Raw genomic sequence first — 15,360 nt, 5'->3', positions numbered from 1 at the left:
GTCTAGGGTGCTTTCATCCGTAGACAATCTGCCCCTTTATAGGCATTCATCATTCCTACTCTCTAAAGTCATCTTATTTTTCTGTCAATCCGTTATTTTTTATTTCCAGTCGTTTGTTATTGAAAAATAAGCGTACTTTTTACCTCACCCTCTAGACAGACTTTCTCGCTTGAATATACTTAGTCATCTCAACCACATAACTATTAGACCAACTCACCATGACCGTTCATGATTACTTGCTCAAATTCAGGAAAGTCAGTTCAACAGAAAGTCTGGAAAAACTCTTTGACCACCTCAATTACTCTCTGACAGATAGTCAGGAAATCATCAACATGTATCGTGCAGCCGATCATCGGCGAGCTGAATTAGCCTCCGGCGGGCGCTTATTCGATGTCGGCTGCGTGCCAAAATCCGTCTGGCGCTATGTTCTGTAGTGATAAATTGTTATCTGCGAAAAAAAGAATAATTATGCAATAATTCCTTTCCGGGCTATGGCGCAGAACGCACCACGTGTTGCTGTTTGATAGTCCGGCATTTCTCTTATTTAGAGAACCTGATCTTCCGCTTCTTGAAGAGGACAGCGATAACCCTACTTTGGGTATGTTGTCGAAACCCCAACAATACCTGATAATAGTCCGGTTTTGTTTTGTAGGCACCGTAATGACCGAATACGCATTGCTCTTTGTTAGCATCCTTCTGGTAAATAACTTCGTCTTAGTGAAGTTTCTTGGGCTATGCCCCTTCATGGGCGTGTCCAAAAAGCTGGAGACGGCGATTGGCATGGGAATGGCGACCACGTTTGTGATGACGTTGGGCTCCATGTTTTCCTGGCTGATCAACGAATTTATTCTCGTCCCACTCGATATTCTCTACTTACGCACGATGGCCTTTATTCTGGTACTCGCTGTCGTGGTTCAGTTTTCCGAGATGTTCGTGCGCAAAGTCAGCCCTGAGCTGTATCGCCTGCTGGGTATTTTCCTGCCGCTGATTACCACCAACTGTGCCGTGCTTGGCGTCGTCTTGCTTAACATCAATCTGTCACACGGCTTCCTGCAATCGACGATTTATGGCTTCGGCGGTGCTGCGGGCTTCTCACTGGTGATGGTGCTCTTCGCTGCCATCCGTGAGCGCCTCGCCGTGTCGGACATTCCCGCACCGTTCCGCGGCTCGTCTATCGCGCTGATCACCGCAGGCCTAATGTCGCTGGCATTTATGGGCTTTACCGGATTGGTGAAATTCTGATGATCGCTATCTGGATCGCCATTGCGGCATTAAGCGCACTCGCGCTGGCATTCGGTTTGGTGCTTGGCTACGCCTCGCGTCGTTTTGAAGTCGAAAACGATCCGATCGTGGAAGAAGTGGAAGCTATGCTGCCACAAAGTCAGTGCGGCCAGTGCGGCTACCCCGGCTGCCGCCCTTACGCCGAAGCGGTCGCGCTGAATGGTGAAAGCATTAATAAATGTGGCCCCGGTGGCGAAGCGATGATGTTGAAGCTGGCTGAAAAGCTCAACGTTGACCCGCAGCCGCTGGAAGGCGATGCTGACGTTCAATCCCCTGCTCGCCATGTCGCCTGGATCGATGAAAGCAACTGCATCGGCTGTACCAAGTGTATTCAGGCGTGTCCGGTTGATGCCATCATCGGCAGCACTAAAGCGGTACACACCGTCGTCAGCGATTTATGCACTGGTTGTGATCTCTGCGTCTCCCCTTGCCCAACGGACTGTATCGAATTACGGCCCATCGCTCCGACTCCCGCTAACTGGAAATGGGATCTCGATACGATTCCAGTACGCGTTATTCAAGTAGAACGACATGCTTAAGCTGTTTTCCGCCTTTAAAAAAGACAGGATCTGGGATTTCGACGGAGGTATTCATCCGCCAGAAATGAAGACGCAGTCCAGCCAGACGCCGTTGCGCCAGATCTCGCTGCCAGAACAGTTCATTATTCCACTCAAGCAACATCTTGGACCCGAAGGCGAAATCTGTGTCAGCGTCGGCGATAAGGTGCTGCGCGGCCAGCCGCTGACGCGGGGAAAAGGCCGGACATTGCCCGTTCACGCTCCCACATCAGGAACGGTGAACGCGATCCGTCAACACACGACGGCGCATCCCTCTGGGCTGTCAGAACTCAGTATCATTATCATACCGGACGGTGAAGATCGCTGGTGCGAGCGTCAGACCTATGCGGATTACCGTGCGCAAAGCATCGATACCCTGCTTGCCCATCTCCATCAGGCTGGCATTGCGGGTTTGGGCGGTGCAGGATTCCCTACCGCAGCAAAATTACAGGGCGGGATGCGCGGGATTGAAACCCTGATTATCAACGGTGCAGAATGCGAGCCCTACATCACCGCCGACGATCGACTCATGCAGGAATGCGCAGAAGAGATTATTCAGGGCGTCGAGATTTTGTCATTCCTGTTGCAGCCAAAACGCATTCTGATTGGCGTTGAAGATAACAAGCCGGAGGCTATTCGCGCCCTGCGGCTAGCCTTGGGTAAACGCAGCGACATGCAGTTGCGCGTCATTCCCACCAAGTACCCGTCAGGTGGTGCCAAGCAGCTCACCAAGATTTTGACCGGCAAAGAAGTCCCGTTCGGTAAACACTCTGCCGCCATTGGCGTACTCATGCAAAACGTCGGCACGGCGTTCGCCATCAAACGCGCCGTGATCGACGGCGAACCGCTCACAGAGCGCGTGGTGACGTTGACTGGTGAAGCCTTGCGCCAGCCCGGTAACGTGTGGGCGCGATTGGGGACACCGGTTCGCCACCTGCTCAAACAGGGTGGCTTCCATGTTAATAAGCAGCCGATGGTGGTGATGGGCGGCCCGTTGATGGGCTTTACGCTGCCATCGCTGGACGTGCCTATCGTCAAAATCAGCAACTGCCTGCTCGCGCCGTCACATTCGGAAATGGAGCCCGTTGCCGAAGAACAATCCTGTATTCGCTGTAGCCAATGTGCCGATGCCTGTCCGGCTGGCCTTTTACCGCAGCAGTTATACTGGTTCAGTCGCGGGCAGGAACACGAAAAGGCCCGCAATCACCATCTGTTCGATTGTATCGAATGTGGTGCCTGTGCTTACGTCTGCCCCAGCAATATTCCGCTGGTACAGTATTACCGTCAGGAAAAGGCCGAAATTCGAGCCATCGACGAAGAGGCACAGCGTGCCGCACAGGCCAAAGTACGTTTTGATGCCAAACAGGCTCGTCTGGAGCGGGAAAAAGCCGCGCGCGAACTGCGCCACAAACAGGCTGCCGCCGGCGTCTCTACCAGTGATAAAGATGCGGTTCAGGCCGCACTGGAACGTGTACGCCGCAAACAAACCGCCGAAGCCGAAATCGGTTCCCCTATCGCGGTAATCCCTGATTCACAGCCAGATAACAGCGCCGCCATCGCCGCGCGTGCCGCACGTAAAGCATTAGTCCGTGAAAAACAGGCGCAACAGGAAACACTGACGGCTGAAGTAGCACCTGACGAGCTTGACCCACGTAAAGCCGCCGTAGCCGCTGCCCTTGCGCGGGTTAAAGCCCGCAAAGCCGCGCAGCAATCCGAATTAACGACGACAGAACCTGTGTCATCAGCCGTTCCCGAATCAACAGCGGAACCGATCGCCGTCGTTGAAACACAAGAGCCGGAAGATCCACGTAAGGCCGCCGTGGCTGCCGCCATCGCTCGCGTTAAAGCCCGTAAAGCCGCTCAACAGCCTGCGACAGACGCAGAAGCCACCGCTGCTATCGTTGCCAATATCGCAGTAGAGCCCATCGCGGTCATTGAAACACAAGAGCCCGAAGATCCACGTAAAGCCGCCGTGGCTGCCGCTATCGCTCGCGTTAAGGCTCGTAAAGCCGCGCAGCACTCTGCAACAAACACGGAAGCGCCGGTTTTATCGGCTACCCCTGATGTGGTGGCAGACCCCGTCCCCGTTGTTGAAATACAAGAGCAGGAAGATCCACGTAAGGCAGCCGTTGCCGCCGCTATCGCTCGCGTTAAAGCCCGTAAAGCCGCGCAGGCATCGTCACATCAAGAGGAATAAATGGCTTTTAGAATTGCGAGTTCACCGTTTACACATAACCAACAGCGCACACAGCGCATCATGCTGTTGGTTATTCTGGCCTGTCTGCCAGGCATGTTGGCGCAGGTCTATTTCTTTGGTTACGGCAATCTGATTCAGGTCGGGCTGGCATCGGCCACCGCGCTTATTGCGGAAGGTGTGACACTGTCACTCAGAAAATTTGCAGTACGCACCACGCTGGCTGACAATTCTGCACTATTGACTGCCGTGCTGCTTGGTATCAGCCTGCCGCCGCTTGCTCCGTGGTGGATGGTGGTGATGGCAACCGTCTTCGCTATTATTATTGCCAAACAGCTGTATGGCGGATTGGGACAAAACCCCTTTAACCCCGCGATGATTGGCTATGTGGTGCTGTTGATCTCTTTCCCGGTCCAGATGACGAGCTGGTTGCCACCTGCGCCGCTACAAACCATCCCGCTCAATTTCCATGATGCGCTAATCATCATTTTCACCGGACACACGCCTGACGGATACACCATGCAACAGTTGATGCACAACGTTGATGGCGTGAGCCAGGCCACCCCGTTGGATACGTTTAAAACCAGCCTGCGCTCTGGTCAAACACCGCAGGACATTCTGCAACAGCCGATGTTTGCCCAATCGCTATCGGGTATTGGCTGGCAGTGGGTTAATATCGGTTTTCTCATCGGCGGGCTGTTCTTATTACTGCGTGGCACCATTCGCTGGCATATTCCGGTCAGTTTTCTGCTATCGTTAATGTTTTGCGCTTCACTGAGTTGGATCATTGCGCCGGAGAAATTTGCTCCACCGATGTTACATCTGTTATCCGGTGCCACCATGCTTGGCGCGTTTTTCATCGCCACCGATCCGGTTACCGCATCAACGACGAACCGCGGCCGTCTGATTTTCGGGGCGCTGATTGGGTTGTTGGTGTGGCTGATTCGCACCTACGGCGGCTACCCGGACGGCGTAGCCTTTGCCGTTCTGCTGGCAAATATCACCGTGCCGCTGATCGACTATTACACCAAGCCACGAGCCTACGGCCACCATCGTTGAGGAGACGCCCCATGATGACGACAATGCGCCGCCACGCGACAACACTGGCTCTGTTTGCGGCCTTCACCACGGCAATCACAGCTATTGTGAACATGTTGACGGAACCGACGATCTCCCATCAGGCAATGTTGCAGCAAAAGATGTTGTTGGATCAGGTCGTTCCCGCCGAGTTATACAATAGCGACATTCAGAAAGAGTGTTACGTTGTCACTAATTCGGCATTAGGATCGCCAGCACCACACCGGGTTTTTATTGCTCGTCAGAATGGTGAACCGGTCGCTGCCGCACTGGAAAGTACCGCGCCGGATGGTTATTCTGGTGCCATTCGACTGCTGGTTGGTGCCGATTTTCACGGTAAGGTACTCGGCGTCCGCGTGACCGAGCACCATGAAACACCGGGGCTAGGTGATAAAATCGAAGTGCGAATTTCTGACTGGATCACGCGGTTTAATGGGCTAATGGTACAAGGTGAGCATGACGCTCGCTGGGCGGTGAAGAAAGAAGGTGGGATGTTTGATCAGTTTACCGGTGCCACTATCACACCGCGTGCCGTCATTAACAGCGTAAAACGCAGCACGCTTTACCTGCAAACGCTGCCGTCACAAATTAACACGCTGTCCGCCTGTGGAGAGAATCAATGAGTCAAACCAAAGCGCTTTTCATCGACGGGTTATGGAAGAACAACTCGGCACTGGTTCAATTACTCGGCCTGTGTCCCCTTCTGGCCGTGTCATCTACGGCAACTAACGCGCTGGGACTCGGTCTGGCAACGACACTGGTTCTCACCTGTACCAACATGGCTGTCTCCGCACTGCGCCGTTGGGTGCCAGCGGAAATCCGTATTCCCATTTACGTCATGATCATTGCCTCAGTGGTCAGTACCGTACAAATGCTGATCAATGCCTATGCTTACGGTTTATATCAATCACTGGGGATTTTTATTCCGCTGATCGTGACGAACTGTATCGTTATCGGGCGCGCAGAAGCCTTTGCCTCTAAAAATGCGGTACTCCCTTCCGCCATCGACGGGCTGGCAATGGGCTTGGGGGCAACCAGCGCATTAGTAGTGCTTGGTTCTTTGCGTGAAATCCTGGGCAACGGCACGCTGTTCGACGGTGCTGACCTACTATTAGGCAGTTGGGCTAAAGCCCTCCGCATTGAGGTAGTCCACCTGGATTCCCCTTTTCTGCTGGCGATGTTGCCACCAGGTGCCTTTATCGGTTTAGGGCTGCTATTGGCCGCGAAATATTTAATTGATGAGAAAATGAAACAACGCCGAGCGCGGGCCGTTGCCGCCGAAAGGAAAGTGGCACCAGCAACCGATGCCGTAGAGGGATCGCTGTGAACAAAGCCAAGCGGATTGAGATCTTAACGCGTTTACGCGACAACAATCCCCATCCAACGACTGAGTTAAATTTCAGCACGCCATTTGAACTGCTCATCGCCGTACTGCTTTCTGCACAGGCAACCGACGTCAGCGTAAACAAGGCAACCGCAAAGCTCTATCCTGTCGCCAACACGCCCGAAGCGCTGCTAGAACTCGGCGTAGACGGCGTTAAGAGCTATATCAAGACAATCGGCCTGTTTAACAGCAAAGCGGAAAACGTTATCAAGACCTGTCGCCTATTGCTGGAAAAGCACCAGGGGCAGGTTCCTGAAGATCGCGCTGCGTTGGAAGCCCTACCTGGTGTAGGTCGAAAAACGGCAAACGTGGTTTTGAATACCGCGTTTGGCTGGCCGACCATTGCTGTTGATACCCACATCTTTCGCGTCAGTAACCGTACGGGATTCGCCCCGGGTAAAAATGTTGAACAGGTAGAGGAAAAACTGCTGAAAGTCGTTCCGGCAGAATTTAAAGTCGACTGTCATCACTGGTTAATCCTGCACGGTCGTTACACCTGCATCGCCCGCAAACCACGCTGCGGTTCCTGCCTGATTGAAGATTTATGTGAGTTTGGCGAAAAGGTCGACGCCTAATCGGTTGTGGCCTGGTGGAACGCCCATCATCAGGCCTTTCTCTCTATTATTCCACGCGCTATCTTGCTTTTAACTCTCTCACAATCCGAATAAGCCACGCGCGCGCTGTCCTCCATCGCTCAGGTAACCGCGTTCTCTCTGGCAGACATCCAACCTAAAAGCCTGTATAAAAACACAAGTAACCACTATTTAAGGCTAATAAGTTATTTTTAATAGAAAATTTAGTGATTGAAAGTCACGTATGGTTATTATATCGAATTTTATCTTATCGCCTGCCATTGATGGATTTTTACACTCACTGCATATTTAGTAATATGCAAAAGATTAAACCGCATATTCATTCATAGTTAATGATATTGTCTTGATTTTAATTAAAAGGCAGATTATATCCCTTTAATAAAAAACAAACGCAGAAAATCGAGATAATCATTTGAAGCAAAAGCAAGTTATGAAATTAAACTCTGCATAACATTTAATTTATGGTTTTATCCCGCTACAAAACCCACTTGTAACAAAATATGTCAAATGACTTGTCTGTCCGTAAAATACCGTCAATATAGCGCCGTTTTCCTCCCCATAATTAATCAAAAGAGGTCGCAGTTTCACTGTCTCACTCTTGTTATTTTCTCGTTAAAAAAAGCGAGATAGGTAAAATCAGAGGTCTTTGTGTCAACAGCAAACAACAACAGCGAATCCACCGAAAGCGTCAGCATGAACGCCTTCAAACAACCAAAAGCGTTTTATCTCATCTTTAGTATCGAATTGTGGGAGCGTTTTGGTTACTACGGTCTGCAAGGCATTATGGCGGTTTATCTGGTCAAAATGCTGGGCATGTCCGAAACCGACTCTATCACCCTATTTTCCTCGTTCAGCGCGCTGGTATACGGCTTCGTCGCCATTGGCGGCTGGTTGGGCGACAAAGTCCTCGGTACCAAACGTGTCATCGTGCTGGGGGCCATCGTGTTGGCATTCGGCTACGCCATGATTTCCTACTCGGGACATAGCGTGACATGGGTCTATATCGGTATGGCAACCATTGCTGTCGGTAACGGGCTGTTTAAGGCTAACCCATCAGCCCTGCTGTCTACCTGCTACGCGAAAGATGATCCGCGTCTGGATGGTGCCTTCACCATGTACTACATGTCGGTGAACATCGGCTCTTTCTTTTCTATGTTGGCTACCCCCGTACTTGCCGCGCACTATGGCTGGAGCGTTGCCTTCTCCTTGAGCGTGGTCGGTATGATTCTTACGCTGGTCAACTTCATGTTCTGCCGTAAGTGGGTCAGCGCACAGGGTTCTCAGCCAGATTTTCAGCCAATTAATTTGCAGAAGCTCGCCATCACCCTCGTGGGTATCGTTGCGCTGGTCGCCCTCTCCACCTGGCTGCTACACAATCAGGGCGTTGCTCGTTGGATTTTGACCATTATTTCGATCGCTGTTGTCGCTATCTTCATCAAAGAGATGCTGGCGGTGAAAGGTGCAGAGCGTCGGAAGATGATCGTAGCGCTTCTGCTGATGCTGGAAGCCGTGGTCTTCTTTGTGTTGTACAACCAAATGCCAACATCGCTGAACTTCTTTGCCATCCGCAACGTTGAGCACTCAATTTTAGGCTTTGCCTTTGAGCCAGAGCAGTATCAGGCGCTCAACCCATTCTGGATCATGGTTGCTAGCCCGATTCTGGCTGCGGTTTACAATAAAATGGGTGACCAGCTGCCGATGGCGCACAAGTTTGCGATTGGTATGGTGCTGTGCTCCGGCGCGTTTCTCGTGCTGCCGTGGGGCGCCAGCATGGCAAACGAACAGGGTATTGTGTCCGTTAACTGGCTGATCCTCTGCTATGGTCTGCAAAGTATCGGGGAGTTAATGATCTCCGGTCTGGGTCTGGCGATGGTCGCTCAGTTAGTCCCACAGCGTCTGATGGGCTTCATTATGGGTGCCTGGTTCCTAACGTCAGCCGGTGCCGCCATTATCGCAGGCTACGTCGCCAACATGATGGCCGTGCCTGAGAACGTCGTAGACCCACACGCCTCTCTTGAGATTTATAGCAATGTCTTCATGCAGATTGGCATCGTCACGGGTATTATCGCCGTTCTGATGCTGCTGACCGCGCCGAAACTGACGCGTATGACTCAGGATGTCGCCGACGCTCCTGCGGATGCAGTCACTACAACAGCCTCCGCCTGATAACTAGCCGGAACACGTCGTGCAAAAATGATAAAAAGCCAGACAGTGTCTGGCTTTTTTGCGTTGATTCATCCGTCCTGAATGACGTTTACTTCACTGGCAGCGTAACGTCTTTAAACATTGCTTCAATTTCATCATTCGAACGCAGCGCCACGGCAGAATCGACAACATCTCGCGTCAAATGTGGGGCAAAACGCTGAATGAAATCATACATGTAGCTACGCAGGAACGTGCTGCGACGGAAGCCGATTTTTGTCGTGCTGTAGCTGAAGATGCTGTTTGCGTTGATAGTTACCAGATCGGTTTCCGTTTGCGGATCGACCGCCATGTTGGCAATCACCCCTACCCCTAGCCCTAAACGCACGTAGGTCTTAATCACATCGGCATCTGTTGCGGTAAAGACGATGCGCGGCGTGAGACCTGCTCGGTTAAATGCCGTATCCAGCTCTGAACGCCCCGTAAAGCCAAAGGTATAGGTGACGATGGGATAAGCGGCCAGTTCTTCAATAGAAATGTCTGTTTTAGACGCCAGCGGGTGATCGGGTTTCACCACCACTGCGCGATTCCAATGGTAGCAAGGCAGCATGATCAGATCGTCGTACAAATGCAGGGCTTCAGTCGCAATCGCAAAATCCGCCGACCCTTTCGCTACAGCCTCAGCAATCTGTGTCGGCGACCCCTGATGCATGTGCAGCGACACGCGAGGGTAGCGATCGATGAAACCTTTGATTACGCTCGGCAACGCGTAGCGAGCCTGCGTATGGGTCGTCGCGACGTACAGCGACCCTTTATCGGGATAGGTATGCTCTCCGGCAACCGCTTTGATGGCATCGACTTTCGACAACACTTCACGTGCAATGCGGATGACTTCCTGTCCAGCGGGTGTCACCTGTGTCAGGTGTTTTCCACTACGGGCAAAAATCTGAATGCCCAGCTCATCCTCCAGCATACGGACCTGTTTACTGATCCCCGGCTGGGAGGTGTACAACCCTTCTGCGGTAGAAGACACATTCAGGTTGTGATTAACAACTTCAACAATATAACGAAGCTGTTGTAGTTTCATAATTTATCCCATTCCCAATTGAAGTGTGCGCGTAGCATCTCACGACGTTCTAACGACGTTCCGTTTTATTGACCTTGATTATACTCGTCATACTTCAAGCTGCTTGTGCGCTGGCAATACTTGGCTCATTTCTGAGCCTCGCCCTGAAGAGCCGCCGCAAGCGGCGTTCAAAACGCTCACGTTTTGTCACGCAACTCGAACTATTTAGGGTATACGCCTTAAACGTCCGGCGCATATTTCCATCAATTAATGTCATTTAATCATAAAAATTATTTTTATATAACCATATTTACATGATTAGCGCGATAAAGAACGCAGCGCGTGCGATTATCACCGAGGTAAACCGCATGATTCTCTATCACGGATCAACAATCCTTACGCTACCGCAAGACTATCCTCATACGCCTGTTTTAGCAGGATATTTTTTAAGATAAAAAAAGCCAGCCTCGCGGCTGGCTCGATTTGGCTATTTTTGACGCACAAACACAGCGGTGCGTCAGGGAGACAGAAAGGGATTACTTCTTCCCTTCAACCCATTTTCCGTCAATATAAAACGCCGACCAGCCCGTTGCCTTGCCGTCTTTTTCTGACGAGACATATTGCTGTTTGGTCTTACGGCTGAAACGCACCTGCGTTTTATTGCCATCTTTATCGACCACCGGAGCATCGGCCAAATAGCGCAGTTTTTCTGGCAAACGATCTTTAAATCGCACCAGTTCCTCTACCAGCGGTGCCCGCGTTTCACGAGATTTCGGGAACGTATTGGCTGCAAGGAACACCCCCGCTGCACCGTCACGCAAGACGAAATACGCATCGGACTTCTCACAAGGCAGCTCAGGCAGCGGCACTGGATCTTCTTTCGGTGGCGCAACATCGCCATTACGCAGGATCTTACGCGTGTTACTGCACGTTTCGCCGGTGCACGCCATGTATTTACCGAAGCGTCCCATTTTGAGATGCATTTCGGAACCACATTTCTCACACTCAACGATAGGACCATCGTAGCCCTTGATGCGGAATTCACCGGCTTCGATCTCATATCCGTCACAGGCTGGGTTATTCCCGCAAACGTGCAGCTTACGCTGATTATCAATCAGGTAGCTGTCCATCGCCGTGCCGCATTTTTCACAGCGGCGACGAGCACGCAACGCGTTAGTTTCGGCTTCATCACCCTCTAACACGTTCAGCACTTCGGCTTCCGGTATCAGATTAATTGTGGTTTTACAACGCTCTTTCGGCGGCAGTGCATAGCCGGAACAGCCCAGAAACACCCCGGTGCTGGCAGTACGGATACCCATCTGACGAGAGCAGGTCGGGCAATCAATGCTGGTCAACACCATCGCATTGGGGCGCATACCGCCTTCTTCAGGGTCCTGTTCGGCCTTTTCCAACTGCTGGCTAAATTCGTTGAAGAACTCATCCAATACTGCTTTCCATTCCGCCTGATTATTCGCGACCTGATCGAGACGGCTTTCCATTCGTGCGGTGAAATCGTAATTCATCAATTCGCGGAAGTTTTCTTCCAGGCGATCGGTAACGATTTCCCCCATTTTCTCAGCATAGAAACGGCGATTTTCCACCCGTACATAGCCGCGATCCTGAATGGTTGAAATAATCGAAGCGTAGGTTGAAGGACGACCAATACCGCGTTTTTCCAGCTCTTTAACCAGAGAGGCATCGCTGTAACGTGCTGGCGGTTTGGTGAAGTGTTGCCCTGGCAGCAGTTTCTGTAGCGACAGCGCTTCGCCCACCGCCACACTCGGCAATGTGCGGTCTTCATCATTTTTACGCAGCGCTGGCATGACTTTCGTCCAGCCATCAAAACGCAGCGTACGGCCTTTCGCACGCAGTTGATAATCAGCGGCTTCCACAATTAACGTGGTGGAATCGTATTGCGCTGGCGTCATTTGACAGGCGACGAACTGACGCCAAATCAGCTGATACAGCTTCTGCGCATCGGCTTCCATATCTTTCAGACTGTCAGCCAGCACGCCAACATCGGAAGGTCGAATGGCTTCGTGCGCTTCCTGTGAATTTTCTTTGCTGCTGTAGACGGCTGCTGCCTCCGGCAGATAGCGCTTACCGAATTCTTCGCCGATATAGCCACGCACCATCGTCAACGCATCCTGACTGAGGTTCGTGGAGTCGGTACGCATATAGGTAATGTAGCCCGCTTCATACAGACGCTGCGCCATCATCATGGTTTTTTTCACACCAAAGCCGAGGCGTGTACTGGCAGCCTGTTGCAGCGTTGATGTGATGAACGGCGCACCGGGTTTGCTGCTGGTCGGTTTATCTTCACGGTCAGCAACCACATAGCGTGCGTTTTCAAGCAGGCTGACCGCCGCATGTGTTTGATCTTTGTTAACGGGCTTAAACGGTTTGCCGTTGTGATGCGTTACCTGCATTTGCAGTTGAATATCGCTGCCCGCCAGCAAGTCGGCGTGCAATTCCCAATATTCTTCCGGCACGAACGCTTTAATTTCGCGCTCGCGATCGACAATCAGGCGCACCGCAACCGACTGCACACGTCCGGCAGACAGACCGCGGGCAATTTTTTTCCACAACAGCGGGGAAACCATGTAACCCACTACGCGATCCATAAACCGACGCGCCTGCTGCGCATTAACCCGGTCGATATTCAACGTGTCTGGTTTTTCAAACGCCTGCGTAATGGCATTTTTCGTGATTTCGTTAAACACCACGCGGCTAAAACGCTGATCGTCACCACCAATGATTTCCCGCAGGTGCCAAGCAATGGCTTCCCCTTCGCGGTCAAGGTCGGTTGCGAGATAGATATGGTCAGCATTTTCCGCCAATGTTTTTAGTTCGGAGACAACCTTCTCCTTACCCGGCAGTATTTCGTAGTTAGCCTTCCAACCATGATAAGGATCGACGCCCATACGATTAACCAGCGCAGATTTTTCATCCTTTTTGACTTTCTTTTTCGTTTTATCTTTAGTCGCTGAGTCCGCGCTCTTTTTACTGACTGAGCCACTCGTCGGCAAATCGCGCACATGACCGACGCTGGATTTCACCACGTAGTCATTGCCTAAATACTTATTAATCGTTTTGGCTTTTGCCGGGGACTCGACGATAACGAGAGCTTTACCCATATGTACTATTACCTGCTGAATTCTTCTGAAAATCAGATATTTTTCGGGGCATCCAGAGCGGATTCTACTGACTGCGCAAAATCCCACACTCTACCTGATAAATGCTGCCACGCAACCTAATTAGCATGGGTACGCTGTTTTATCCGCTTCCTGCCACACTGAATATCGGCAGGTAAGCCCCTAAAATGTAGCCTATTTGCCTCATAATCTGCTCTTTACGCTGAAACCGTATCGCAGTACCCTTTCTCTCGATGCAGTTTTGGAACAAACGTTGTTGATATCGTGTAATTCCCCCTTTTTTCAAGGGGCGCACAGGAGTAGCAATCATGTCACCTGAATATCAGGTTAACGAAGAAAAACGTCCGATTAGCCGCCAGAACTTATTAGTTGAAGCCAATGACATCATTAAACATCACGATGATTACTTGCATGGCATGGTCGCTGATAGCGTAGAACAAAAAAACGGCGTATTGGTTTTTCGTGGTGAGTTTTTTCTCGATGCGAATGGAATTCCGACGTTAAAAAGCACCGCTGTATTTAACATGTTCAAACACCTTGCGCATGTTTTATCCGAAAAATATTATCTGGTCGATTAAATGCAAATGCCCGCGAACGGCGGGCATTTGATCGTGTTGCACTTTACTATCGCGATTACAGCAGAGGTTTTGAACCACGCTGCCACCAGCGTAGCATCAGGCGTTCTGCGGTATCGCCTGCGCTGCCCGTCAGGCGATCCAACAGGCGTTTACGGCGCGTATAGCGCACGCTTAATACTTCATGATTCGCCATTTCGGCGATGAGCAGATCGTCACTGGTGCCGATCGCATCTATCAATCCCAACTCTTTTGCCTGCGTGCCAAACCAGTGCTCGCCCGTCGCGACCGAATCAATATCCAACGATGGACGCATTTGCTGCACAAAATCTTTAAACAACGTGTGCGTTACATTCAGATCTTCGCGAAATTTCTCACGGCCTTGCTCAGTATTCTCACCAAACAGCGTCAGCGTGCGCTTGAATTCACCGGCGGTGTGCAGCTCAACATCGATATCTTTATTTTTCAGCAAACGGTGGAAATTGGGGATTTGTGCCACGACGCCAATAGATCCCACAATAGCAAAAGGTGCCGCGACAATACGGTCAGCTACGCAGGCCATCATATATCCGCCACTGGCCGCGACTTTATCCACGGAAACCGTCAAACGTACGCCACCCTGGCGTAAACGTTGCAATTGCGAGGCCGCCAACCCATAGCCGTGTACTACGCCACCAGGACTTTCCAAACGCAGCAACACTTCGTCTTTCGGTTTCGCCACGGCGAGCACGGCAGAGATCTCTTCACGCAGCGAACTGACTTCGCCGGCATCCATACTGCCGTTGAAATCAAGAACGTACAGGCACGGTTTGACACTTTTCTCTTCGCCACGTTTGGCGCGCTGTTTATCTTGCTTAGCAGTTTCTTTTTCTTTCTTTTTTTCTTGTTTAGATAACAGCTTGCGTTCAGTGTCGCTCATACAGGCTGTCTGCATTTCACGCTGCATTTCCTGATATTGCTCGCCCAGATTCGTGACCTGCAACTCACCTTTATGCGGGCGCTTACGCTGTGTCATCCCGAATGCCAGAACGACTAACGCACCAATCGCCACCACAATGGTGAGCACCTTCGCCAGGAATAAACCGTACAGAGAAAGTAATTCCACAAACACCGTCCTCATTGACTGAGCATTAATTAATATTGGCTGACCAGCCAACTATAGCGCTGACGTCACGCGCCATTCCCTTCCTATAACCTAACTGATGACACACAATATGGCGATGTTATTCCTGCGGTTTCTCTATCTATTGCCGGTTTTTACAACAGTACAGGGACAAATAGAGGCAGTCTCATTGAAAACCTGCAACATTTGAGGCATAACACCCCCATTCACCCT

General features: G+C 51.2%; 13 protein-coding genes. 10 read left to right on the top strand and 3 right to left on the bottom strand.

Annotated elements, in window-relative coordinates; genetic code table 11:
- Positions 1 to 218 precede the first annotated feature (218 nt).
- From ydgT to dtpA, 9 genes are all read left to right on the top strand, one after another.
- Positions 219 to 434: a transcription modulator YdgT gene (gene ydgT, locus EDI29_RS03255; RefSeq protein ID WP_005968635.1), complete on the top strand. Its 216-nt coding sequence runs from the start codon at positions 219 to 221 to the stop codon at positions 432 to 434.
- Positions 435 to 660: 226 nt separating this feature from the next.
- Complete coding sequence (gene rsxA / locus EDI29_RS03250) at positions 661 to 1,242, top strand: electron transport complex subunit RsxA (RefSeq protein WP_011093834.1); 582 nt, start codon at positions 661 to 663, stop codon at positions 1,240 to 1,242.
- A complete protein-coding gene (gene rsxB / locus EDI29_RS03245; RefSeq protein WP_137739695.1) occupies positions 1,242 to 1,820 on the top strand; it encodes an electron transport complex subunit RsxB in 579 nt (192 codons plus the stop codon). The genes rsxA and rsxB overlap by 1 nt, the downstream gene beginning before the upstream one ends.
- Positions 1,813 to 4,035, top strand: coding sequence for an electron transport complex subunit RsxC (gene rsxC / locus EDI29_RS03240; protein ID WP_137739694.1), 2,223 nt, complete (start codon positions 1,813 to 1,815; stop codon positions 4,033 to 4,035). Before rsxB ends, rsxC begins: the two co-directional genes overlap by 8 nt.
- On the top strand, positions 4,036 to 5,091 hold the full coding sequence (gene rsxD, locus EDI29_RS03235) for an electron transport complex subunit RsxD (RefSeq protein WP_137739693.1): 1,056 nt from the start codon (positions 4,036 to 4,038) through the stop codon (positions 5,089 to 5,091). It begins immediately after the preceding gene.
- Positions 5,092 to 5,102: 11 nt separating this feature from the next.
- Entirely contained in the window at positions 5,103 to 5,732 is a 630-nt protein-coding gene (rsxG, locus tag EDI29_RS03230) for an electron transport complex subunit RsxG (protein WP_137739692.1), read from the top strand.
- Positions 5,729 to 6,436: an electron transport complex subunit E gene (locus EDI29_RS03225; protein ID WP_137739691.1), complete on the top strand. Its 708-nt coding sequence runs from the start codon at positions 5,729 to 5,731 to the stop codon at positions 6,434 to 6,436. Before rsxG ends, EDI29_RS03225 begins: the two co-directional genes overlap by 4 nt.
- Entirely contained in the window at positions 6,433 to 7,068 is a 636-nt protein-coding gene (gene nth, locus EDI29_RS03220) for an endonuclease III (RefSeq protein ID WP_137739690.1), read from the top strand. Before EDI29_RS03225 ends, nth begins: the two co-directional genes overlap by 4 nt.
- Positions 7,069 to 7,734: 666 nt before the next feature.
- Positions 7,735 to 9,252, top strand: coding sequence for a dipeptide/tripeptide permease DtpA (gene dtpA / locus EDI29_RS03215; protein ID WP_137739689.1), 1,518 nt, complete (start codon positions 7,735 to 7,737; stop codon positions 9,250 to 9,252).
- A gap of 88 nt (positions 9,253 to 9,340) precedes the next feature.
- On the opposite strand, the gene cysB is transcribed toward dtpA, so the two are convergent.
- Both cysB and topA read right to left on the bottom strand, forming a co-directional pair.
- Complete coding sequence (cysB, locus tag EDI29_RS03210) at positions 9,341 to 10,315, bottom strand: HTH-type transcriptional regulator CysB (RefSeq protein ID WP_010295182.1); 975 nt, start codon at positions 10,313 to 10,315, stop codon at positions 9,341 to 9,343.
- Positions 10,316 to 10,830: 515 nt separating this feature from the next.
- A complete protein-coding gene (gene topA, locus EDI29_RS03205; RefSeq protein WP_137739688.1) occupies positions 10,831 to 13,431 on the bottom strand; it encodes a type I DNA topoisomerase in 2,601 nt (866 codons plus the stop codon).
- Between the two features lie 326 nt (positions 13,432 to 13,757).
- Between topA and EDI29_RS03200 the strand changes: the two genes are divergently transcribed.
- Positions 13,758 to 14,027 carry a YciN family protein gene (locus EDI29_RS03200; RefSeq protein ID WP_107170395.1) on the top strand — a complete coding sequence of 90 codons (270 nt, stop codon included), beginning with the start codon at positions 13,758 to 13,760 and terminating at the stop codon, positions 14,025 to 14,027.
- 55 nt (positions 14,028 to 14,082) lie between these two features.
- Here the strand turns inward: EDI29_RS03200 and sohB are convergent, their stop codons facing one another.
- On the bottom strand, positions 14,083 to 15,129 hold the full coding sequence (gene sohB / locus EDI29_RS03195) for a protease SohB (RefSeq protein ID WP_107170418.1): 1,047 nt from the start codon (positions 15,127 to 15,129) through the stop codon (positions 14,083 to 14,085).
- Positions 15,130 to 15,360 lie beyond the last annotated feature (231 nt).

This window comes from Pectobacterium polonicum, from assembly GCF_005497185.1.
Classification (GTDB): domain Bacteria; phylum Pseudomonadota; class Gammaproteobacteria; order Enterobacterales; family Enterobacteriaceae; genus Pectobacterium; species Pectobacterium polonicum.
Note: the sequence above shows the minus strand (reverse complement) of the source record. Positions and strands in the feature narration are given on the sequence as shown.

Coding starts and splice junctions, on each gene's coding strand:
- rsxA (WP_011093834.1), top strand. CDS start 661: ATGACCGAATACGCATTGCTCTTTGTTAGCATCCTTCTGGTAAATAAC.
- EDI29_RS03225 (WP_137739691.1), top strand. CDS start 5,729: ATGAGTCAAACCAAAGCGCTTTTCATCGACGGGTTATGGAAGAACAAC.
- rsxB (WP_137739695.1), top strand. CDS start 1,242: ATGATCGCTATCTGGATCGCCATTGCGGCATTAAGCGCACTCGCGCTG.
- rsxG (WP_137739692.1), top strand. CDS start 5,103: ATGATGACGACAATGCGCCGCCACGCGACAACACTGGCTCTGTTTGCG.
- EDI29_RS03200 (WP_107170395.1), top strand. CDS start 13,758: ATGTCACCTGAATATCAGGTTAACGAAGAAAAACGTCCGATTAGCCGC.
- ydgT (WP_005968635.1), top strand. CDS start 219: ATGACCGTTCATGATTACTTGCTCAAATTCAGGAAAGTCAGTTCAACA.
- cysB (WP_010295182.1), bottom strand. CDS start 10,315: ATGAAACTACAACAGCTTCGTTATATTGTTGAAGTTGTTAATCACAAC.
- topA (WP_137739688.1), bottom strand. CDS start 13,431: ATGGGTAAAGCTCTCGTTATCGTCGAGTCCCCGGCAAAAGCCAAAACG.
- rsxD (WP_137739693.1), top strand. CDS start 4,036: ATGGCTTTTAGAATTGCGAGTTCACCGTTTACACATAACCAACAGCGC.
- rsxC (WP_137739694.1), top strand. CDS start 1,813: ATGCTTAAGCTGTTTTCCGCCTTTAAAAAAGACAGGATCTGGGATTTC.